This window comes from Pseudobacter ginsenosidimutans, from assembly GCF_007970185.1.
GTDB lineage: Bacteria > Bacteroidota > Bacteroidia > Chitinophagales > Chitinophagaceae > Pseudobacter > Pseudobacter ginsenosidimutans.
The window spans coordinates 2,745,484-2,768,054 of the sequence record NZ_CP042431.1 but is presented as its reverse complement, the minus strand read 5'-3'; the positions used below and the strand labels follow the sequence as shown (position 1 = coordinate 2,768,054).

At 47.0% G+C, this 22,571-nt stretch carries 13 protein-coding genes; 6 read left to right on the top strand and 7 right to left on the bottom strand.

Annotated features, from left to right (window positions below; all coding sequences use genetic code 11):
* The first annotated feature begins 64 nt into the window (after positions 1 to 64).
* The 4 genes from FSB84_RS11260 to FSB84_RS11245 all read left to right on the top strand — a co-directional run bounded on the left by FSB84_RS11260 (position 65) and on the right by FSB84_RS11245 (position 6,537).
* Positions 65 to 4,378 carry a PKD domain-containing protein gene (locus FSB84_RS11260; RefSeq protein WP_130541460.1) on the top strand — a complete coding sequence of 1,438 codons (4,314 nt, stop codon included), beginning with the start codon at positions 65 to 67 and terminating at the stop codon, positions 4,376 to 4,378.
* A gap of 57 nt (positions 4,379 to 4,435) precedes the next feature.
* Complete coding sequence (locus FSB84_RS11255; RefSeq protein ID WP_130541461.1) at positions 4,436 to 5,476, top strand: PorP/SprF family type IX secretion system membrane protein; 1,041 nt, start codon at positions 4,436 to 4,438, stop codon at positions 5,474 to 5,476.
* A 35-nt stretch (positions 5,477 to 5,511) separates the two neighbouring features.
* Complete coding sequence (locus FSB84_RS11250) at positions 5,512 to 5,982, top strand: peroxiredoxin (RefSeq protein ID WP_130541462.1); 471 nt, start codon at positions 5,512 to 5,514, stop codon at positions 5,980 to 5,982.
* 216 nt (positions 5,983 to 6,198) lie between these two features.
* Positions 6,199 to 6,537 carry a T9SS type A sorting domain-containing protein gene (locus tag FSB84_RS11245; protein WP_130541463.1) on the top strand — a complete coding sequence of 113 codons (339 nt, stop codon included), beginning with the start codon at positions 6,199 to 6,201 and terminating at the stop codon, positions 6,535 to 6,537.
* Positions 6,538 to 6,559: 22 nt separating this feature from the next.
* Here the strand turns inward: FSB84_RS11245 and FSB84_RS11240 are convergent, their stop codons facing one another.
* Entirely contained in the window at positions 6,560 to 7,735 is a 1,176-nt protein-coding gene (locus FSB84_RS11240; protein ID WP_130541464.1) for a class I SAM-dependent rRNA methyltransferase, read from the bottom strand.
* 92 nt (positions 7,736 to 7,827) lie between these two features.
* Between FSB84_RS11240 and FSB84_RS11235 the strand changes: the two genes are divergently transcribed.
* Together FSB84_RS11235 and FSB84_RS11230 are read left to right on the top strand one after the other, a co-directional pair.
* Positions 7,828 to 9,624 carry a DNA polymerase III subunit gamma/tau gene (locus FSB84_RS11235; RefSeq protein ID WP_130541465.1) on the top strand — a complete coding sequence of 599 codons (1,797 nt, stop codon included), beginning with the start codon at positions 7,828 to 7,830 and terminating at the stop codon, positions 9,622 to 9,624.
* 146 nt (positions 9,625 to 9,770) lie between these two features.
* A complete protein-coding gene (locus tag FSB84_RS11230) occupies positions 9,771 to 11,450 on the top strand; it encodes a pyruvate dehydrogenase complex dihydrolipoamide acetyltransferase (RefSeq protein ID WP_130541466.1) in 1,680 nt (559 codons plus the stop codon).
* 73 nt (positions 11,451 to 11,523) lie between these two features.
* Here FSB84_RS11230 and FSB84_RS11225 read toward each other — a convergent pair whose 3' ends face one another.
* The 6 genes from FSB84_RS11225 to FSB84_RS11200 form a co-directional block, all read right to left on the bottom strand.
* A complete protein-coding gene (locus FSB84_RS11225; RefSeq protein ID WP_130541467.1) occupies positions 11,524 to 12,837 on the bottom strand; it encodes a MutS-related protein in 1,314 nt (437 codons plus the stop codon).
* Between the two features lie 11 nt (positions 12,838 to 12,848).
* Positions 12,849 to 14,198: a MutS-related protein gene (locus FSB84_RS11220; protein ID WP_130541468.1), complete on the bottom strand. Its 1,350-nt coding sequence runs from the start codon at positions 14,196 to 14,198 to the stop codon at positions 12,849 to 12,851.
* A gap of 27 nt (positions 14,199 to 14,225) precedes the next feature.
* A complete protein-coding gene (locus tag FSB84_RS11215) occupies positions 14,226 to 16,529 on the bottom strand; it encodes a Gldg family protein (protein ID WP_130541469.1) in 2,304 nt (767 codons plus the stop codon).
* A gap of 26 nt (positions 16,530 to 16,555) precedes the next feature.
* Positions 16,556 to 17,479 (bottom strand): ABC transporter ATP-binding protein, encoded by a 924-nt coding sequence (locus FSB84_RS11210; protein ID WP_130541470.1) that lies wholly within the window; start codon positions 17,477 to 17,479, stop codon positions 16,556 to 16,558.
* Between the two features lie 79 nt (positions 17,480 to 17,558).
* Positions 17,559 to 18,917 carry a RagB/SusD family nutrient uptake outer membrane protein gene (locus tag FSB84_RS11205; protein WP_130541471.1) on the bottom strand — a complete coding sequence of 453 codons (1,359 nt, stop codon included), beginning with the start codon at positions 18,915 to 18,917 and terminating at the stop codon, positions 17,559 to 17,561.
* A 20-nt stretch (positions 18,918 to 18,937) separates the two neighbouring features.
* On the bottom strand, positions 18,938 to 22,483 hold the full coding sequence (locus FSB84_RS11200) for a SusC/RagA family TonB-linked outer membrane protein (RefSeq protein ID WP_158643855.1): 3,546 nt from the start codon (positions 22,481 to 22,483) through the stop codon (positions 18,938 to 18,940).
* Between the last annotated feature and the right edge of the window lie 88 nt (positions 22,484 to 22,571).

Sequence of the window (22,571 nt, the reverse complement as noted above, 5' to 3'; positions counted from 1 at the left end):
ATCCGTACCCTGTTGAAAACCCTGTTAGGCTCAGTTACCTTTTTGTGACCATAATACTTCTTGCTTGAAAAGACTCTGGCTTTGTACGTTAGTATTACTGGCTTTGTTGCAGGAGGCTGCGGCACAGGCTCCTGTAGCTGCATTTTCTTCCAACCGCCAATCAGGTTGTGCCCCATTGGGAGTGGCTTTCAGGGATGAATCTTCCAACAGTCCAAAATACTGGAGCTGGGATTTCGGGAATGGACAATTTTCTAATCTGCAAAATCCCAGCGTTACTTATGCCCAGCCCGGTACTTATACTGTAACTCTCACCGTTAGAAATGGTGATGGCACACATTCCATTACAAGAACTAACTACATTACAGTAAGCGAATCCCCACAGGCTAATTTTATTGCCAGCCAGACCATCGCCTGCGCTCCGTCTTCTATACAATTTACAGACAGAAGTGTTCCTAACAACAGTCCCATTACTGAATGGTATTGGGATTTTGGGGATGGCACTACCTCCAATCAGCAAAATCCGGTTAAATCATATACCGAACCAGGTTTCTATACAGTCTCACTGAGAGTTACTTCTGCTTCGGGTTGTGTGGCATCGAGATCTGTGGGAAGAATGATCCGGATTACACCCGGAGTAACTGCCGATTTCAATTTCACGCCGCCGCCTACCTGTCGTGCCCCATTCAATGTGAACTTCAGTAATCAGACCAGCGGCCCCGGCACACTGACTTATCAATGGAATTTCGGGAACAGCACCAGCTCCACAACAACAGATCCTACTGCAATCTATACAGCTACCGGCACTTTCAATGTTACGCTCACTGCAAGAAGTCAGTATGGTTGTTCCAATACTATCACCAAACCTGTTACGATCAGTACACCTGTTACGGATTTTTCAGGTCCGGCAGGGGCATGTCTTAATACACTCGTCACTTTTACTGATGCATCATCAAAAACAGCTATCAGTTCCTCCTGGTCACTTGGGAACGGAGAAACTTCTGATCAGCCAACAGCCACCGCCACTTATACAGCACCAGGCACCTACAATATAAAAATTGTAAACACCTATGGAGCCTGTAAGGACTCGATCACCAAACCTATAGTAGTATCAGATAAACCTGCTGTTGACTTTTCCGCTCCGTCTACAAGTGCCTGCCAGGCACCATTCACCGTTAATTTCAGGGCCAATGCACCTGCTGCTGCAACCTGGTTGTGGAACTTCGGAGACGGCAATACATCCGCCGCACAGAATCCTTCGCATACCTATACGCGGGAAGGAGATTTCAATGTTACACTCTCCATCACTAACGCTGATGGCTGTTCGAATACGATTACGAAAAACGCATTTGTCCGTATCAGGCAGCCTCAGATCAGATTCACTAATACGCCTGCGGGAGGTTGTATTCCCTTTAGATTCTCTCCCCGCGCCAATGTGTCAGCACCGGACGGAGTGAGAAGCTATGCCTGGGATTTTGGGAATGGGCAAACGGGAACCGGCCCCACTCCAGTGGCTAACTATACAACAGAAGGAAAATTCGCACTTACATTAACGGTAGTTACCAATGGTGGCTGCACGCAAACTTATACACTGCCGGATGCAGTTGAAACAGGAACCAGAAAGACAGCAGCATTCAGAGCCAATTCAACAGATATCTGTGCAGCAGCAGAGGTCAGGTTCGCAAACCTGTCTGACGCGGGGACAGATGAATGGCTTTGGGATTTTGGGGACGGCAACACATCCGTTGAGCGCAACCCATCGCACCGATACAGAGACACCGGTAATTTCACCGTTCAGTTGATCGCCTATTATCAAAAATGTCCAAGCCTTCCGGTTACTACAGTGATCCATAACAAACCACCACTGGCATCCCTTCAGTATACAGCTGATTGTTCTGTAGACAATCGATACAATTTCATTAATACCTCTAAAGTTGATAACTCCCTTCCCGTTTCCTATTTATGGGATTTTGGAGATGGTAACACATCCACCGCAGCAAGCCCTCCTGCACGTACCTATGCCGGTCCCGGTCCATACCAAATCCGTCTCCGGGTAACAAATGGATCCTGCACACATACGGCTACAAGAAATCTGGTGCTCGCAGATGAGAGCCCGGAATTCAGGATCTCTCCACAACCGGCCTGTACCAATAGTCCGGTAATGCTCGAGACCATCAATAGCGATCCGGCAAAGATCCACCTTTATTTCTGGTCAATCAATGGCGGCCCCTTCGTTACCGGTGATCGTAATCATGAGGTCAACATGCCTAATCCGGGAAATTACAATGTACGATTACGCATTGCCGACATACATAACTGTATCCGTACCTCACCGGCGCAAACCATAGTGATCAATGGACCAAGGGCAAGGTTCACTCCTTCCATCCGGGGAACCTGCCGTAACAATGCGATCACCTTTACAAACCAAACAACTTCAGCAGTAACAATCAGTCAATGGATCTTCGATTTCGGGGATGGCACTACATCCACTTTCACAGCGCCTCCCTTCACACACCGTTATGCAGATACGGGCACTTATATCGTAAAACTCACAGCAGTTGACGCAAATGGCTGCCAGGGCGTTTACACAGACCCGCTACCTGTTCGTATATCAGGCCCAACAATCGGATTCAGATCAGACTATACCACTGTTTGCCCCCGCACCAATATTACATTCACAGACACTTCCTCCGCCAATATCCTCCGTTACCGATGGGATTTTGGAGATGGCAGCACATCCACTCAGCAAAACCCTGTTCACGCATTCCAGGGAACCGATGGCAATACTTTCAGGATAAAACTGGAAGTGACCGATGCCAACGGCTGTACAGATTCTGTGGTAAGAAACGATTATGTGATATTGAAAACGCCCAAACCGGCCCTCGATATTGAAGACACCACCACTATTTGCCCGCCCCTGCAAACAAAATTCTTCAACAGATCTCAGGATTACGAATCCTTCTATTGGGATTTTGGTGATGGCGGCGCTTCCTCCCTCGATGAACCAGATCATTTCTATAATGGTTTTGGAACTTATACGGCTAAGCTTTACGTGATTGGAATTGGCGGTTGCCTGGATTCAGTCAGCCGCATCGTGAGAGTTATAGATCCCGCTGCCAATACCAATGTAAATTTTAGTCCAACTTCGGCCTGTGATACATTGGTAGTAGATTTCACCATCACCACTCCTGATTACACTTCCTTCACTTTCAATTTCGGGGATGGAGCCAGTGACAATACGCAATCAAAGAACCTGCAGCACATGTACACTGCACCGAATAATTACAGACCAACCATTACCCTGAGAGATAATATGGGGTGCCAGGTGACCAGGGGCTTTGCAAGCACCGTACAGATCCTCGGTGCAGAAGTACTCTTCGGAATGGACAGAAAAAGATTCTGTGACGAAGGACAAATATTCTTCACCGATTATACCCGTCCGCGTTTCGATCCCATCCTTTCACGTGAATGGAATTTCGGCGATGGAATTACATCAACTGAAGATCATCCTTCTCATCGCTATACTGAACCAGGCACTTATTATCCAACACTCACAGCTGTAACAGGAGCTGGTTGCAGCAGCGTAATGGTGGATACTGTGCGCGTTTTCCGTACTCCTGCACCATTGATCGATGGAGGCCCCACAGTCTGCATCAACAGTGAGCTTCCACTGCGCGCAACACTGCAGGTGCCCGATACTGCCATCACCTGGAAATGGGAACCTGGCGGCAATGGAGAAACATCCACGGTGAAGTATGGTGCCAGCGGCACCTACACCGTCAGATTGCAGGCTACCAATCTGCTCGGATGCAGCGGAAACACCAGCACGGAGATACAGGTACCACCATTGCCTGTTATTACAGTTCAACAGGACCCTGTGATACCTGTAGGTGGCAGCATTACGCTTCCGGTAAGTTATACCGGTGATATCGTTTCCTGGAACTGGGTGCCGGCAAAGGACCTGAGCTGCAATGATTGTCCTAACCCTGTGGCCAGCCCGAAATTCACTACCAAATATGTTGTTCAGGTTACTGACCAGTACGGCTGTACGAACAACCAGGGCATCACTGTGAATGTGCAGTGTAACGACAAGAATTATTTCGTCCCCAATACCTTCTCTCCCAATAACGATGGACATAACGACCGCTTTTATCCGCGGGGAAGCAATATCACGCGTATCAACAGCATGAAGATCTTCAACCGCTGGGGAGAGCTGTTATTCGAGAGAAGGAATTTTGCAGCCAATGATCCGGCTGCAGGTTGGGATGGTACTGCCAAAGGCAAACCCGCCGACCCGGACGTGTATATCTATGTGATCGAATTCATTTGCGAAAATGCAGCGATCGTGCCGTTCCGCGGCAACGTGATGCTGTTGAAATAAACCTGAACACTGAACCGAATCCTGTGATGCCATTAATCAATATTGAAATGAATTTCTATGAGAACCCGAATGAAACCGAAGAGAATTGCTTTGCTCATCTCATTGATGTGCGCCGCAGGTTGCTCCTGGGCACAGGACATCCATTTTTCTCAATTCTTTGAAGCGCCACTGCTGCGCAATCCCAGTCTTGCCGGTATCTACACCGGAGATATACGCGTGCAGGGCGTTTACCGCGATCAGTGGAACAGCGTCACCAATGCCTATCGTACCGGCTCCTTCAATGCCGAATACAAAATGCCCGTAGGAAAGGGAGATGATTTCATGACCGTAGGATTGCAGGCGCTGTACGACAAAGCCGGCACTGTTGGCCTGGCCACCACCCACCTGCTGCCTGCCCTCAATTACCACAAATCCCTCAGTAATCAAAAAGTGATGTACCTCTCGCTGGGTTTCATGGGCGGTATGATACGCAAGAGCCTTGACCTTGCCAAGATCACCACCGATGATCAGTATGGACCCGGCGGATTCGATCCCACACTTCCCAATGGCGAACCGCTCAATACACCCAATTTCACCACCTGGGATGCCAGTGTAGGCATGAGCTTCAACACTACATTCGGTGAAAACCAACGGAACAGCATGTTCCTCGGCGCAGCCTATCATCACCTCAACAGACCAAAGAACTCCTTCTACAAGAATCCTAACGTTGAATTACAACCGAAATATGTGATTTCGGCAGGCGTGAAGTTCGATGTGGATGATTATACGTTTTTCACCATACAGGCAGACCAGAGCATTCAGGGAAGTTTCAACGAAACTATTGCCGGCGCCCTCTATGGATACAAACTTGGAGATGATCCGGACAATCCGGAATACGTGATCCATGGCGGCGCTTTCCTCCGGTTGAAAGATGCATTGATCCCTGTGATCAAACTGGAAAGACATCCCCTTTCCATTGCCATCAGTTACGATGTGAACGTCAGCCAGCTCAAGACCGCCAGCCAGGGAAGAGGTGGATTTGAATTAAGCCTTTGCTGGATAGGGTTTCTGGACCGCAACAATCCTGACAGGGATCAGGTGCTGTGTCCAAAATTCTGATTACATTTGAAACCCATCAAAGGATATATCGCATCATGAAAATTGAAACTGGACAAAAAGCCCCGGATTTTGTTTTGTATGATTCCGAGAAAAATAAAGTAGGGCTTTCCGACTTCAAAGGCAAAAACGTACTCCTGTTATTCTTCCCCCAGGCATTTACCGGCACCTGCACCAAAGAACTGTGCAGCGTAAGAGACCATATCGAAGATTACAATAATGTGAATGCACAGGTTTTGGGTATCAGCGTGGATTCCATTTTTACACTGGCCAAATACAAGGAAGAACAAAAGCTCAACTTCCCCCTGCTCAGCGATTTCAATAAAGAAGTATCTGAAGATTATGGCAGCCTTTACGAGAATTTCGTTTTCGATATGAAGGGCGTGAGTAAGCGCTCCGCATTTGTGGTGGATAGCGAAGGGGTCGTCAGATATGCCCAGGTGCTGGAAAATGCCGCAGACATTCCTGACTTCAAAGCCATCGATGCTGTTTTGGCCACACTGAAATAATAATTTTAGTTGACCGAAATCAAATTCGCGTTATTATTATACTCAAACTGCCTGACTGCCAGGTAGTTTCAATTTTGAGCTGATAGCCGCAAAAGATTTGTTAAAGGCCCTTAAAAGACTGATTTGTAGTCAGGCATATAGGTAGAATTGGGAAATCAGTTGTAAATTTGAATAAAAGGGCCTATTTTGGATCAGACGAGAAAAATATCTTGCTGCATGAAGATTTTTTACGCACTATCCATTATCCTGTTCACTACCCTTCAGGCAAGCAGCCAGGCAAGGACTTCATCACCGGAGACACCGGTGACTAAGATCGTTAAGTTCTATCCAAACCCTGCTACTTCTTATATCACCTTCGATATTCAAAAAGAATCCGACAAGAATTATACTTTCCAGATCTTCAATATGCTGGGCAAAAAAGTGTACGAAACCAATAACGTTTCCGCCAGGAACGTGATCAGCCTCTCCGACTTCTTCCGCGGATTGTACATCTTCCAACTGAAAGACAAATCAGGTAAACTGATCGACTCCGGAAAGTTCCAGGTCTCCAAATAATTTAACGGTAACCAGTAATCGCTTAATCCACCTGTATGATCAGGAATTTCAGGTATTGAGTATTCTCCCATCCCCATACGATCGGGTGATCGGCGCTTTGGGTCTGGAAACAAACCTGGCGGATCTTCCTTCTGGCATCTTTGGCCGCCATCTGGATGATCTCCAGGAAAAGATCAGGCTGGATCAGATTGGTACAGCTGGAAGTGACCAGGAATCCGCCGGGCTTCACCAGTTTCATACCGCGGAGATTGATCTCCTTGTAACCGGTGATGGCTTTCTGAATATTCTCTCTTGTTTTGGTGAAGCTGGGAGGATCCAGCATCACTACATCATATTGTCTTCCTTCTTTCGCCCAGAGCTTCAGTTTGTCGAAAGCATTTTCCGCTTCGAACTTCACTATTTTTTCCACTCCGTTCAGCACTGCATTACGATTGGCCTGTGCCACGGCATTCTCGCTGATATCCAGTCCCAGTACGCTTTTGGCGCCATAGGCCGCTGCATGGATCTCGAAAGTTCCCGTATAGGTGAAAGCGCCAAGTACGTCAGCTCCTTTCACGATATGCTGAATGGCGCGGCGGTTATCCTGCTGATCCAGGAAGTAGCCCGTCTTTTGTCCGTTCTCAATATCCACCAGGAATTTCAAACCGTTTTCCATGATGGTGATCTTTGTATCGAAGGGTGCAGAAAGGAATCCTTTCTGCTGCTTCAACCCTTCCAGTTCACGCACGGGAACATCGTTCCTTTCGTATATGCCTTTGGGTTGGAAGATCTTTTCCAGGGCCTTTACGATGGCAGGCTTCCATTTATCGATCCCCAGCGCCAGGGTCTGGATCACAAAATAATCATTGAATTTATCGATGATCAGCTGAGGCAGGTAATCCGCTTCGCCGAAGATGAGGCGGCAGTTCTCGATGTACCCGATCTGCTGACGGTAATGCCAGGCTTTGAGCAGGCGATTGTAAAAGAAATCCTCGTTGATGGTCTCGTTTTTGTCGCGCGTGAGCAGTCTGACCAAAATCTGGCTGGCCGGGTTGATATATCCTTTACCTACAAATTTTTTATCATGTGTGTACACTTCCACGATATCGCCGGGCTCTACTTCTCCGTCTACCAGGTTCACTTCATTGGCAAAGATCCAGGGATGGCCGTTCACCACTACACGCTGACTGATCTTCTTCTTAAGGATCGCTTTTATCATGGCGCAAAAGTAACTCACTTAATTACAAATTATTCACAAGTTTAAATTTTGCTTCCGGGCATTAATCCGGCGTTTCTTAAATTGCACCCATAATGGAAAAGTTTATCGTTTCGGCAAGAAAGTACAGGCCCCAGACCTTCGACACAGTTGTAGGGCAAGGGCATATCACTACTACCCTCAAGAATGCGATCAGGAACCAGCAACTGGCGCACGCCTTCCTGTTCTGCGGCCCCAGGGGCGTTGGTAAAACCACCTGTGCACGTATCCTTGCCAAGACCATCAACTGTGAGAAGCCCGGAGAGGACGGGGAAGCCTGTAATGTTTGCCACAGCTGCGTTTCATTCAATGAAGGCACATCGCTCAACATCCATGAGCTGGATGCTGCCAGCAACAACTCCGTGGATGATATCCGCACCCTGGTGGAACAGGTCCGCTTTGCACCACAGGCCGGCACCTACAAAGTGTATATCATCGATGAGGTGCACATGCTCAGCTCCTCGGCCTTCAACGCCTTCCTGAAAACACTGGAAGAGCCGCCAGGATACGCTATATTCATTCTGGCCACCACCGAAAAGCACAAGATCCTTCCAACGATCCTGAGCCGATGCCAGATCTTCGATTTCAAACGCATCACCACCAACGATACAGTTGACCACCTTGAACAGATCTGTACCAAAGAAGAAGTGAATGCCGATCGCGCCGCTCTGCACCTCATCGCTCAGAAAAGCGAAGGCTGTATGCGTGATGCGCTCAGTATCATGGACAAGATCGTAAGCTTCACCAATGGTACCGTCAGTTATCAGAATACACTTGAGCACCTCAATATCCTGGATGCCGATTACTACTTCCGTTTCATGGAAAGCATGCTGGCACAGGATCTTGGTGGAGCCATGCTTCTCTACGATGATATCGACCGCAAGGGCTTCGAAGGTGATCTGGTATTGAATGGCTTTGCTGAATTCGTCCGCAACCTGCTGGTTTGTAAAGACCAGAAAGTAGCGAACCTGCTGCAGGTGGTGGAAAGTTTCAAAGACCGCTACATCGCAATGGGCAAGCAGGTTTCCGTGGCCTGGCTCATCAATGCCCTCAATATTCTGAATGAAGCCGAGATTGGCTTCAAAGCCGCACGCAACAAGCGATTGCACATAGAGCTGGTGCTGATCAAACTCAGCTACCTGCAACAAGCTATCGAACTGGGCGCCGGCGCAGACGACGGGAAAAAAAAACTAGTTGACACAGCCAAACCAGTAGCGTTTCGCCAGATACCCGTTCTGGGAGCCGCTCCCAAACAGGCGGCAGCCAAACCAAAAGCTGAAGCCCCACAAACCGGGGCCAAACTGATCATCGAAGATCAACCTGCCGCCAGACCTGCATCGCAGGCTGTGGTGCCGCCCGTTCAACCGGTAAAACAGGAACAGCCAGTCTCGGATCAACCCAAAGTGAAGATCGGCGGGCTCGCCAGTATCCGTCAACAGTTTGTAGGCAAAGGTCTCGCCTCCGCCGGAGAAGTGATCCCCCTGGAAGAAGCCAGACTGCATGCCGCCTGGGAAGCATTCACCCAGCAATTGCGCGATACCAAGAACCCAGCCTCACAATCCTTTGTGATGGCCCGCCTGCAAATCAATAACAGCGCACATTTCACGATTGTCACCAATAATAACCTGGAACAAAAGTTCATCGAAGGCGAAAGAAGACCGCTGAGTGAATACCTCTGCAAGGTGTTCAACAACCGGGCACTTCTCTTCGTGATTGAAGTGGATGAGAACGTGGTTTACCAGGAACCGACCGATAAACCAATGTCGAGCCGGGATAAATTCATTGCCATAGCTGAAGAATACCCGTTGATCCGGGAGCTGAAAGACAGACTGAGACTGGAACTTGATCTTTAATACGTTGCGATTGGCAACTTGCCAATTTTACATAATGTATTGAATACAGTTCAATGCGTGTTCCGCATTGTCAATTCCCTATTTTGCTGTAATTTCGGCACTCAATAGAAATTTGAACATCCCAAATTATAAACTGGAATAAAGTTATGGCTGAAGTGATCCTAATGCCCCGCCTGAGTGATACGATGACCGAAGGAGTGATTGCGGCCTGGCATAAAAAAGTTGGCGACCCTGTGAAAAAAGGCGATCTCCTGGCAGAAGTGGAAACCGATAAAGCTACCATGGAGTTGGAGAGTTATAAAGACGGTACCTTATTACATATCGGAACGGACAAAGGCGGAAAACTCCAGGTGAACGACCTGCTGGCCATTATAGGAACACCCGGCGAAGACATCAGCTCCCTGATCAAAGGTGGCGCTGCCGCAGCCGCCCCTGCTGCTGAAAAGCCAGCAGCACCACAACAAGCCGCCGCTCCTCAGCCTCAGCCACAACCTCAACAACAAGCCGCTCCAGCCGCTGCACCTGCATCCGGCGGTTCTATCGATCTCTCTACCGTTCCTGAAGTGATCCTCATGCCACGCCTCAGCGATACCATGACGGAAGGTGTGATTGCAGAATGGCACAAGAAAGTAGGTGATGCCGTGAAAAAAGGCGACCTGCTGGCCGATGTGGAAACAGACAAGGCCACGATGGAACTGGAAAGCTATAAAGAAGGAAAATTATTATATATCGGCGCACAGAAAGGAGATAAAGTTCCTGTGAATGCACTGCTCTGTATCATCGGAGATGAAAGCAAAGTAGATGTGAACGCTATCGTTGCTGCCGCCAAAGGTGGCCCGGCTCCCGCTGCTGCCGGTGCCGCACAACCGCAACAGGCCGAACAGCCACAACAAGCTGCCCAGCCTGCCGCTTCCAGCGCTCCCGCTCCCGCTGCTGCTTCAACTTCTGAAGATGGCCGCGTGAAAGCCTCTCCCCTCGCTAAAAAGATCGCCAGCGATAAAGGCATCGATCTGGCTAAAGTTTCCGGAAGCGGAGACGGTGGCCGTATCGTGAAGAAAGATATCGATAACTATGTTCCTGCCGCCGCATCTTCCAGCGCTCCTGCAGCTGCTGCTTCCAGTGCACCTGCTGCACCGGCCGGACAGGTAAGCTTCGAAGAAGTGCCCGTTTCACAAATGCGCAAAGTGATTGCAAAACGTCTCGCTGAAAGCAAATTCTCTGCTCCTCACTTCTATGTTACCATGAACATCAACATGGACAAAGCGGTAGAAAGCAGGGCAAAACTCAATGAAGTTTCTCCCGCCAAAATATCCTTCAATGATATGGTGCTGAAAGCATGCGCCATCGCATTGAAGAAACACCCGAAAGTGAACAGCAGCTGGCTGGGCGACAAGATCCGCATCAACCACCACGTGAACATCGGCGTTGCCGTTGCAGTGGAAGAAGGTCTGCTCGTTCCCGTTGTTCGTTTTGCAGATACAAAGTCACTGAGCCAGATCGCGGCTGAAGTGAAAGTAGCAGCTCAAAAAGCGAAAGACAAAAAACTGCAACCGGCAGACTGGGAAGGCAATACCTTCACCATCTCCAACCTCGGCATGTTTGGCGTTGATGAGTTCACTGCCATCATCAACCCACCCGATGCCTGTATCCTCGCTATCGGCGCTATCAACCAGGTGCCTGTTGTGAAAGACGGCCAGATCGTGGTAGGAAATATCATGAAAGTAACCCTGAGCTGCGACCACCGCGTTGTAGACGGAGCCTCCGGCGCTGCATTCCTGCAAACACTGCAGGGACTGCTGGAAGAGCCCCTCACTATGCTGGTATAACCCGCACAGGTAAACGAATAATTGATTTATACGAAAACGGGGGCGTCTCAATATTGAGACGCCCCCGTTTCATTTACAGTATATCGAGAATTCCTTCATTCCGGATGATCATCATTCCATGCCTGTCTTCCGTGATCCCCTCCTTCATGCGATAAGTATATCCGGGGATACTTCCCTTCATCACCGTTGGCATAAATCCAAACTGCATATTGGGTTGCACATGCTTCAACGCTTCCCCTACCTCAATGATATGTGTGGATATGATGAAATCGCATTGCCTGTAATTGGCAAATGCAGCAGTAACTGCCAGTGTAGCATCATAAGCATCTTTCACATTGGTGCCTTTGAACAGTTCATCAAATATCACCAGCAATGGCAAACGGGAACAAACAGAACCCGCAACCTGCTTTACCCGCAATACTTCTGCATAGAAATGACTGATACCCTGCTGCAGATCATCAGGCACATTGATGGAAGAATAGATACCCTTCTTCACTGAAAACCGCATAGAATCGGCAGCTACCGGAAATCCCATATGCGCCAGGTAAAATGCAGCACCTACCGACTTCATGAAAGTAGATTTGCCCGCCATATTCGCTCCCGTGAGAAAAAATATATTCTGCCCTTCATTCAGATTGAGATCATTACCGATCGCTTTTTCCAAAGCTGGGTGACGGCAATTTGAGATCTCCAGAACGGAAGATTCCGATCCAAGCGCTCTAGCAAAAACAAGTTTGTTTGAACAAGCCACTTTTCCCACTGCAGCTGCCACATCCAACAGATAAACAAACTCCAGTAAAGACTGCATTTTCCGGTACAGTTTTCCCCGCAACAGATAATCGTACTTCAGTTCAGCACCCAACCCTTTTACGGTAGAATTTGTTAATTCATGATCAGCAATTCCGTTTGCATGTAGCATTGCAAGGTATTCGCTGGCCTTTGCGTAGAGCGGGTTTCGCTGATCCTGCTGCATTTCTTGAAAGAACAGGGCCAGTTGTCCGAGTACCTGCAGTGCAGCCCGCAGTCCCTCATCAAACTCCTCCGCATCATTGTTCAACCGCATCAACGACCATAATTTTCTTCTTCCAGTTCTGAAAAGGAAAAAGAACCATTTATCATCACAGCCATTCAGCAAAAACTGTTCGGCTTTTGAAAATGCTGCTTCATCGAATGGCAACTGCAGTTCCATCCGCTGAAAATAATGGAACACGCTGCTACGGCTATTGATTGCAGTTACATCGGTGAGCGGATGACGGAACATTTCATCCAGCAATCGCTCACCGCCTGAAGTAACAACATGGTTGAATAAGCTGAATAAAGATCCGGTTTTGTATTTGCCCAGCACATTCAGGTCGAGCAAGGTTTGTTTGTCTGCCAGAAATTCCATCGTAATTAATTTCAGGTATGTATTGGTTCATTGAGCGATTGATTTAACATGGAGAGAATGCCTTCATTCTGTATGATGATCATTCCATGCCGGTCTGCCGAAATCCCTGTTTCAAGTTTCCGGGGATACACAGGCAGATTGCCTTCCATGAGCGTGGGCAGGAATTGAAAATTAATCTGAGTAAAGTGCTGCCTGAGCAATTCTGCTGCTTCCATGATATGGCTCGATACAATGAAGGCACTGTTCCTGTACTTAGCAAATTTCCCTGTTACTGCAACGGTGGCTTCCAGCGCATCTTTCACATTGGTCCCTCTGAACAATTCATCAATCAGTACCATCATCCGTTTGCCCTGCTGCAACTGGATAGCCACTTTCTTTACGCGAAGTACTTCCGTATAAAAATGGCTGTAACCGCTGTTGAGATTATCAGGCAGATTGATGATAGTGAGCATGCCGTCCATCACAGAGAACCTCATCTCTTTTGCAGGAACCGGAAAACCCATATGTGCCAGGTAAACCGCAATACCAACGGATTTCATGAAAGTTGATTTGCCTGCCATATTCGCTCCGGTAAGAAAAACCAGCTGTTGATCAGCCGAGAATACAACACTGTTGGCAACCGGCTTTCGGAGATGCGGATGCCATACTTCAGCCAGCTGCAACAGGTTGTTCTCCTGCGGCAATGCAGTGGGAAACACTAACCCCGCTGCATCTGCAACAGCAGCTACGGATATATAAACATCCATGGAAGAGATCAGGGAAAGAAGTTGCCGCACTTCATCGTAGAAACGGAAGCGCAGCAACTGATCGAAAAACACCAAAGAACTGTAACAGGGCGTCAAAGATTTTTTCTCAAAGAACACCTGCCATTCAGGAGTTGACAACAACCTGTTCATGGCTTCATGTTCTTCTCTGAAAGCTGTATTTTCTGTGAGCAATGGCTCAATCTTCTTCAGGAAATCTTTCAGTGAACGCATCAGCTGAATAAGAGACAGTATCCCTTTTTTGATGGTCCTGAATTCAATGTCGGACCGCATCACGGATCTTATCATCCGGCTAAGGAATTGTTCATCATGGTTCAGCTTGCTTCGCTGATCGCGCATGTTGAGATACAGGATTGCCGATTCATACTCGCTATGCTTTGCAACCAATGCCAGTTGGTATTGCTGAAAAAAACGGATCACAGCTGCTCTCCTGCTGATCACTGATGCATCAGACAAAGGAAACCTGAACATATGCTGAAGCTGCTCCGCTCCGCCACTGGTAACAGTCCGGTTAAACAGCGCGTAAACTGAATCCTGTCCTTTTTTGCCGAAGATCTTCAGATCTTCAAGGGTTTGACTATCGATTATGAAATGCAAAGCGGATTATTTTGATGAAGGCTTCGGTTATCTTCTCCTGCGACGTACCCAAACTGTTACTCCTGCTGCCAGCAACAGAAAGGAGACACCCCATTTGAGCAGGAAGGAAGGCAGTTTCCATTGTTCCCTGTTCACGGAAATATCATTATCGATCGGTTCAGGTTTGCTGGTATTGATGGGCGCTTTGCCATCGGAGAGCCAGTAGAAAGCAGTACAGATGAATTCGAAGTTGGCTGCCCATGTATCTTTTCGAAAGGTCTGCAGTTCCATATTGCTCATCCAGTCTGCATCTCCTGTTACCAGTATCTTCTGTTGCTTCTGATTTACTTTTCTCGAAAGTGCCATCGCTGAAGAGAATGGTTCTTTCTTTTCACCTGCAGCAGGATTGAAAACGGGTGGATTATTTTCAAAATCAGTGCTCTCCAGTTCAACCCATCCGGGTGTAGTATCGGTAACGCAAACGGATGTTGCCACAAAACCATTACTGCCGGTGAATTCCAGCGGACAGGCCTGATCCATTACCATCTGCTGCCTTCTGTCTTTCGACATCTTAAGCCAGGGTGAATTCCATTCAGCCGGTATCACCGGTTTTGCCAGCATTACTTCAGAAAGTACATTCTGTTTGGGCTGATAGATAACCCCGGGCATCATATTCACGCCCAGCGGGCCAACGAGCTTATTGGTGATCGCCTGCCGAGTTGGTTCCCCTGCAATGATCAGGTTTCCTCCCTTGTTTACATAGGCTTGAAAATTATTCAATTCAGTTTCAGTGAAATCCTGACGGGGATCTGCTATCACCAGAATTGAAATATGTTCGGGCACAGGTTTGCCCAGTTCCACTTTTTCAAAATCGAACCCATTATTGATAAGTGAATAGCGGAAAGTTTTTTCCTGCGTGAATGTATTGTATCCCCGCTCATTGGTAATATCGAAGCTGCGTTCTCCGTGTCCGGTTACAAAACCTACCTGGGGCAGCGTGTCAACCAGTCTTTTGAATGCAGCAGTGATCTGACCTTCATCCGGAAAAATATTGTTATCGTTGAAGATCCGCAGGAAGGTTTTCTTTCCATTGCCCAATTTGATCTCTCTTACAAACCGGTAATCTTCCCCGGACAGATCAACTTTACCTGCGAGGTTCTGATGTGGAACAATTTTGAAATCGAAATCATTTTGTTTACGAAGAGTATCCATCAACTGCTCATCATTCAGGGTTGGATATTTTTCGGTATAGAACCCTGTAGGCATTTTCTTGTAGTAGTATTCATAATCGAGCTGCATGGTTGGTTTGAAGCGGGTATATTCTTCAAACCGATGTACATCTATCATGTAGCTGTTCGGCAATGCGGTAGCCAGGGTATTGGCATCCTGCATATTGGTGTAGGAAGTAATAAGAATATTATCTTCCACCTTGCGCATCACTTTCTGGCTTTCTTCAGAAATTGTATTTCGCTGCGTATGTGTAACATCGTGATAGAATTTGAAAGATGGCATGGAAGTTACATAACCGGTTATTGCCATCGCCAATGAAGCAATGATGTATTGCATGGCTACCTGCCTGCGGGATCGTCTTGTACGGGCTGCATTCAGCTTGATCACCGCCAGTGACAGCGCAAAAGCGATCACGGCAATAAAATAAATTACATCCTCCGTGGTGATCATCCCTTTGATAAATGTATTTACCCGTCCTTTCAATGAAAGCCAGTAGGTAATATCACGAATGAATTTTGTTCCCTGCCCCCAATGATCTGCAAAATGAAGAAATGCCAGCAGACACATGGTGCTTATAGCTGCCACAATCGGGTAAACAGTGATGGACGACATAAATAATCCCAGCGCGGCATACACACAACCAAGCAGAAACAGTCCCAACAGGCCGCAGAAAATAAGACCCTTGTCTGCATTTGCAATATTGAGCATGCCGTAAAGGCCAAAGATGAAAATGAAGAGCACCAGCAGTAAGATGAAAAGTACAAGCGCCAGGTACTTTCCGAGTATGATCTGTGAATTGCTTACAGGAGAAGAATACAAAAGTTTGATACCGCCAGTTCCTTTTTCGCGGCTGATGGCATTCATGGTTATCAGTGGAATAAAAAGATACATGATGGATGGCACAGCTCCATACATCCCCATCATTTCACTGGAGAACACTGCATAGGTAACATCCTTGATATACATCAGTGCCCCGGCATTTTTCAGGTGAACATAGTACCCGAACGAAGCAGCAAATGCGCCGGCTCCCTGGAATGCAAATATTACCATCACAAACCAGGCGATGGGCGAATAGAACAACTTCCTTAATTCGTTGGAAGTAATATCTAAAATGACTTTCATAATGATAGTTTTTTACAGAACGATTCTTATTTTTTCCGGGACAGTTCGGAGAAAATATTGTCTAGCGAATATTTTTCAAGGGATAGCTCACTGATACGCCAGTTGTTGCGCCCGCTATGCAGAACAAGGAGGTCGGTCACTTCCTGTGCATCTGTATAGCGGATGCGGAATTTATTCCGGTCGATGGCTTCTGCCTGCTGCACGCCTTCCAGCTGTTGTAATTCAGCTAGTGAAGGCGGATTCATCATGGTAACCATCAGTGATGATGGCAGTATGTAGTTATCAAATTCATGGAGCGTTCCGGAAAAAACAAACTTGCCTTCATTGATCATCCAGATATGATCGCAGATAGCCTGCACTTCCTGCAGAATATGCGTAGACAGTACTACGGTCCGGTCTTCAGCGATCTCTCTGATCAGCGTTCTGATCTCGATGATCTGATTGGGATCGAGACCATTGGTAGGTTCATCCATCACCACAAACTCCGGCCGGTGGATAATGGCTTGTGCAATACCAACACGTTGCTGATAACCTCCCGATAGATTTCCGATGAGCCTTCGGCTGAAATGAGCAACATTGCATTTCTGCATCACTTCATCCACTGCGGCTTTGATGGTATTCTTAGGCATCAGCCTGATCCTGGCGCAATGCGTCAGAAACTCTTCTACAGTAAGCTCGGATTGCAAGGGAGGCGTCTGGGGAAGAAAGCCGATCAGCTTTTTGGCAGCCACCGGCTGTGCCAGCATATCGATGCCTTTTATGAATACGTCTCCTTTGGTTTGATTGAGCACACCACACATGATATTCATGATGGTAGACTTGCCGGCTCCATTGGCGCCCAGCAAACCGTATACGCCTCTTGCGGACAATTCAAAGCTTACATCATTCACCGCCCACTGAACATTGTAGCGGTGAGAAAGATGCCGAACACTTACAATTGGTGTTTCCATTGATGTTAATTTTTATGGCAAAATGATCCCCTGCACGCACTGCTGCGTGTATTCAAAAAGTGATTTCCCTTATGTCAGATTATTCTTTGGGGTTCTGCTGGTATCCGAAATTGATTACAAGATCTTCCGGCAATTGCATGGCAAAGCGTGGGCTGCCGGGTAGAAGCACGCCTGTTTTAGTATGATCAGGAGATTTCCTGATGATGGAGATATTCGCTCCTTCTTCATTCAGGCGTTTGATGTCCATCCAACGCAGTCCGCGGAAAAGCAACTCCTTTTTTCTTTCATCCAGAATGATTGTCAGCGCTTCTTCTTTTGTACTGGCTGTAAAGGGAACGAATGTGCCCGATGTCCACCGGGTAATGAGCAGGTCATTGAGATCTTTCATGGCTTTACCTGTTTCCCCTTGCCTGGCATAACATTCTGCGCGTGTGATGTACAACTCATCTGTACAGATACCTGTCATAGGTGTTTCATACATCGAGCTTCCTGCAAACTGCCAGAACTCTCCATAATCTTTGAAGAAGGCCCTCTTCCGCAGATCATTGTTGTGAAAGGATTTGATGATGCCCGTATCTACAGCCACGGTATTGAAATCCAGCGGATAAAAAGTGCTGCCGGAATATACAGATGCATTATTGTAGATCACCTCTTTATTGAACAACGAAAAAGGATAATCATTATCCACCTGCACTTCTGCAGGATTGTTGTAATCCAGGAGTGCATTCAATTCCGCGAGGTAAAGATTGCATTGCTGAAGCGCTTCATCATATTTTCTCATGGAGAGATAAATTCTTGCCAGCAAACCATATGCTGCCAGCCTGGATGGCCTTACCGGATTATCAGGGTATAAGGGAAGATACTTTACAGCTTCCTGCGCATCTTTGAGGATCTGATCGTATGTTTCGGCTACAGTAGACCGTGATAATTTATTGAGGAAATCAGAATCAAGATCAATTACTGCGCCCAGGTCATTTTTCGATCTCTCTTCATGCCAGGTGTTGGCATAAAGCCAGGCAACGGAGAGAAAAGACCAGGCCCTGACGAAATGAGCAGATCCCTTTGCCAACTCCCATTCTTTTTTGTTGGCGGCAGTTACCGGTACTTTGTTCAGTATTTCAATTCCAACATTGGTGTTGAATATTGCATTGTAGGATTCTTTCCAGAAATCCCTCCCCACCATTGCCGTATTGTTATTGGGCAACCAGGTAAAGTAATAGTTTGCGTTGGCCTCCATCATGTATAGCCAAAACGCAGCACTCACATAATATTCATCTGCGCCTATGAATGTGCTTCCATTGGCCAAAGGCTGATCCAGCAGCATCTGCACATCCGCCACAGTCTTTGGGACCTTTCTGGTTGGATCTCCCGGCTTGTCGAGGAATTTGTTACAGCCCGGCAGGATGAATGCTGCAAAAAGTATGAACAGCTGTTTCATGTCATTTTTTTAGGTGGTGTTTAAAATCCGGCGATCAGTTTAAGGCTCCACATTCTGATGGGCCGATTAGGCATCGTAAAGTTCCCGGACCTGTCATAATCCGGGTCAAGCCCTTCTTTATTGGCTCTCCACACAATGCCGACATTGCTGATGTTCAACGCAAGCTGCATCGACCTGAATACCTGGTGCTCCTTAATATCGAAGTCATACGAGAGCTGTATATTCTCGATACGGATATTGTCTGCCCTGTGAACCAGATCGGAACTGAAGTAGGCATAATTCAGCAATCCACCATTTGATTTGGGAATCCTCGTATGCAATTCATCACCGGGCTGCTTCCATCTTTGTTCAAAATCTTTGTGATAGTAAGGATTGGAAGCTGTTGCACCATCTTCTATCAGCAACTTCTTGAAATAGTAACCAAATTTCAACTGAGTAATTACAGCCAGGCTCCAGTTTTTCCAGCTGATAAAATTGTTGAAATTGAAATTGAATTTCGGATCGCTTGGTCCGAAGTAAACGTAGGAGCTTGACTTATCTCCGTTCTGCTCAAAATCCTTGATTACCTCGAGAATATTTGTGGTAGGTTTATCATTCACCAGGTACAGCACCTGGCCTGAGCTATTCACTCCCATGGTACGAATGGCGGTTACGCTGAACAAACTCTGCCCGGGAAATAATAACATGTTATCGTGGATCCTGTTTCCGTTGCTACCCACTGTTTGATTGAAGGCTCCGGCAATGGCCACCTGATTGTGGTATTGCTTTAACTTGTTGGTGATCCTTGCAAAGTTGATCATGGATCTCCAGCCAAATTTTCCATCCAGTATTTTCGCATTGAGCCTAATGTCAATTCCTCTTCCATCCATGGAAGCCGCATTTGCTTTCACATTGATATTGGGCGATTGCGTATAATCAGCAAGTATACTGCCGTACAGGTCCCTGCCATTTTTGATGTAATACTCCACAGATCCGGAGAGCCTGTCTTTCAGCAACGAAAAATCCAGTGCCCAGTTCACTTGTATTATCTTCTCCCATCTGAGGTTTGGATTCGGAGGATCTGCGATGATCAGATATGGATAAGGCACAGTGGTATTGGGCATGCCCTGATTGATATTTCCTACAGGATTGGAACTTCTTGTTACATCCACATTGCCTGAGATGCCAACATTGGTCCGGAAAGTGAGTCCATTCACCCAGGCTGCGTTAAAGAATTTTTCTTTATTGATGATCCAGCTTCCGCCAACTGACCAGAAAGGGCTCCACCGGTCGTTTGTTTTTACACCAAGGATATTCGCTCCGTCTTTTCTCATGTTGGAATAAAAAACATACCTGCCGTCGTAATTGTAAGAGATGCTGGCAGTGGTAGAAACAAATCTCTCAACGAATGTTCTGATACCCATTATGGACTGGGCCTGCAACACGTTGCCCACTGTATTTTCTCCCTCAAACCAAACAGGGAACCTGTCTACCATATTTACAAGGGAGAACAGCAATGGATCTTCACTATAGCCTACCATCAGCTGACCGCTTTTCTCTCTTTTGAAATCAGACAGGTCCAGGCCTCCCATCAGATTGATGCCATGTGCTCCCCATTGCTTATTGTATGTGCCCTGTGCGCGGATGGCAAAGTTGGTCAGTTCAGTATTTTCAACTGAAACGATATCGCCCGGGGGCACTACTCTGTTCACCACTTTGGTAACCGGGTCTATTTGTGAAAACTGGTTGATAACATCGCGCGTATAATAACTTTCCTTATCTCTCACTGTCCGAAAGGTTGCGTTCGCTTTCATTGTTTTTGCTGAGAGCTGCAGGCGAAGATCGCTGATGGGCTTATAGGTCAGAATGGCTTCAAGGGAATAAGTATTGCTTTTGTCGGTAGAGTAATCATGCCGCCAGTCTGTAAGCGGGTAATAGCTGTAATCGAGCAGGCGACCGCCTCCCAGCGTATCCAAAACCTGGCTGTTGTATTTTTTCAGGAGGCTTACCGGTTGTCCGTTCTCATCTGCCAGTTGCAGATAGGGAATGCTTTGCGGCACCATAAAATTCCTGGCTTTAACTGCATTGAATTCCGGAGCGCCTGACTTTGATGAAAGATGTGAGTAGTCCGCAGTGATCTGCAGATCCAGTTTGCTACTGATCCTAAAATCATTACCGATCCCTATCGAAGCACGCTCCTGTTTGTTTTGTGTGCTCCCCGATGTTTTCACATAGTTGCCCCTGATGGTCCAGGCGATATTGCTGGAGCCACCCGATGCATTCATTGAGTAATCCTGCGTAAGTGCATGCCGGTAGACATATTTATTCCATTGCTCACGGCTATCGATAGATTTCAGGTAATCGATCTTTGCCGCGGAGTCTTCTGCACTGATCAATCCTTTTTTTCTGTCTATGAGTACAGACACTACCGGCGTGTGTGCATATCTCTCCTGATAGAGCAGTATTCCGTTCTGATTGGCTATGGCCAGTTCCTGATCTATATAAGCTGCACTTCCCATCAGCGGCAATTTGTACAGGTCAGGTTTTTCAGTTATGTTGATAGTGGAGTTTATACTGAAGGAAGGTTTTGCACCGAACTTCCCTCTTTTGGTGTTGATCACTATCACCCCATTACCTGCACGCGCTCCCCAGATACTGGCAGCGGCAGCATCTTTCAGTATCACGATCGATTCAACATCATTGGGATTGATATTATCGATGTTCCCCTGATAAGGAAAATTATCTACAATGATCAGTGGATCCGTTGGTCCGTTGATGGTACTCCATCCCCTGATAGTCATATTCAAAGTGCTGTGCGGATTGCCGGAAGCTGAGGATGTGGTGATCTTATTATTGAACTGAAGAACGGCCGACAAGCCTTTTAGTCTTTGCAGAATATTTGTACCAACCTGCTTCTGCAGCATTTTTTCAGAGAACACTTCTACAGAGCCCACCATTTCATTGGGTTTGAATTTCTGATAGCCTGTATTGATCACTACTTCTACGTCTTCCAGCTTATTATCTGCCGGCTTCATTACGATGGTTACTTTTTCACTGGTAGCCTTCCATTCCACGGGCTGGTATCCCACATAGGAGATTTTGAGTTTCTGCCCTTTTTCTACCGATATTTCAAACTTTCCAAAGTTATCAGTGAATTCGTAGTTAGCTGTTCCTGCAACGCTTACGCTCGCTCCGAATAAAGGAACGTCATTTACACCCAGCACAACTCCTTTCACCAAAATAGGGGTGGGTCCTGCAGTTGATGAAGGTCTTACAGCATTGTCAGGGAGGCCGGGTTTGCGGAACAGGAAAATAGTTTTCTCTGATATTTTGAAATCGATGGGCTGATCTTTCAGGATCAGTTGCAGCAATGTCTCGAGCGGCATATCCTTTACGTGGAGTGAAACCGGGCTGGCCTGCTTCAGCAGTTCCAGACTGCCTACGGTGAAGAAGCCTGTTTGCGTTTCGATGGCGGAGAATACTTTCAGCAATTCAACATTCTTTCCTGAGAAAGTGACCTGCTGTGAAAACCCTCTCGCATGCACGGTAAGGATCGAAGTGATCAGTAATACCATTGTTAGTTTCATTACTAACATAGTTTGGTTGATAAAACGACGGTCTATCCGCACACCTTCAGGCATGAAGGGGCAGTCCCGCCCATAAACAGTTTTTTGC

What these genes read in the sequence shown, in the direction of transcription:
- FSB84_RS11255 (WP_130541461.1), top strand. Translation starts at nt 4,436, where the DNA reads ATGAGAACCCGAATGAAACCGAAGAGAATTGCTTTGCTCATCTCATTG.
- FSB84_RS11250 (WP_130541462.1), top strand. Translation starts at nt 5,512, where the DNA reads ATGAAAATTGAAACTGGACAAAAAGCCCCGGATTTTGTTTTGTATGAT.
- FSB84_RS11245 (WP_130541463.1), top strand. Translation starts at nt 6,199, where the DNA reads ATGAAGATTTTTTACGCACTATCCATTATCCTGTTCACTACCCTTCAG.
- FSB84_RS11240 (WP_130541464.1), bottom strand. Translation starts at nt 7,735, where the DNA reads ATGATAAAAGCGATCCTTAAGAAGAAGATCAGTCAGCGTGTAGTGGTG.
- FSB84_RS11235 (WP_130541465.1), top strand. Translation starts at nt 7,828, where the DNA reads ATGGAAAAGTTTATCGTTTCGGCAAGAAAGTACAGGCCCCAGACCTTC.
- FSB84_RS11230 (WP_130541466.1), top strand. Translation starts at nt 9,771, where the DNA reads ATGGCTGAAGTGATCCTAATGCCCCGCCTGAGTGATACGATGACCGAA.
- FSB84_RS11225 (WP_130541467.1), bottom strand. Translation starts at nt 12,837, where the DNA reads ATGGAATTTCTGGCAGACAAACAAACCTTGCTCGACCTGAATGTGCTG.
- FSB84_RS11215 (WP_130541469.1), bottom strand. Translation starts at nt 16,529, where the DNA reads ATGAAAGTCATTTTAGATATTACTTCCAACGAATTAAGGAAGTTGTTC.
- FSB84_RS11210 (WP_130541470.1), bottom strand. Translation starts at nt 17,479, where the DNA reads ATGGAAACACCAATTGTAAGTGTTCGGCATCTTTCTCACCGCTACAAT.
- FSB84_RS11205 (WP_130541471.1), bottom strand. Translation starts at nt 18,917, where the DNA reads ATGAAACAGCTGTTCATACTTTTTGCAGCATTCATCCTGCCGGGCTGT.
- FSB84_RS11200 (WP_158643855.1), bottom strand. Translation starts at nt 22,483, where the DNA reads ATGAAACTAACAATGGTATTACTGATCACTTCGATCCTTACCGTGCAT.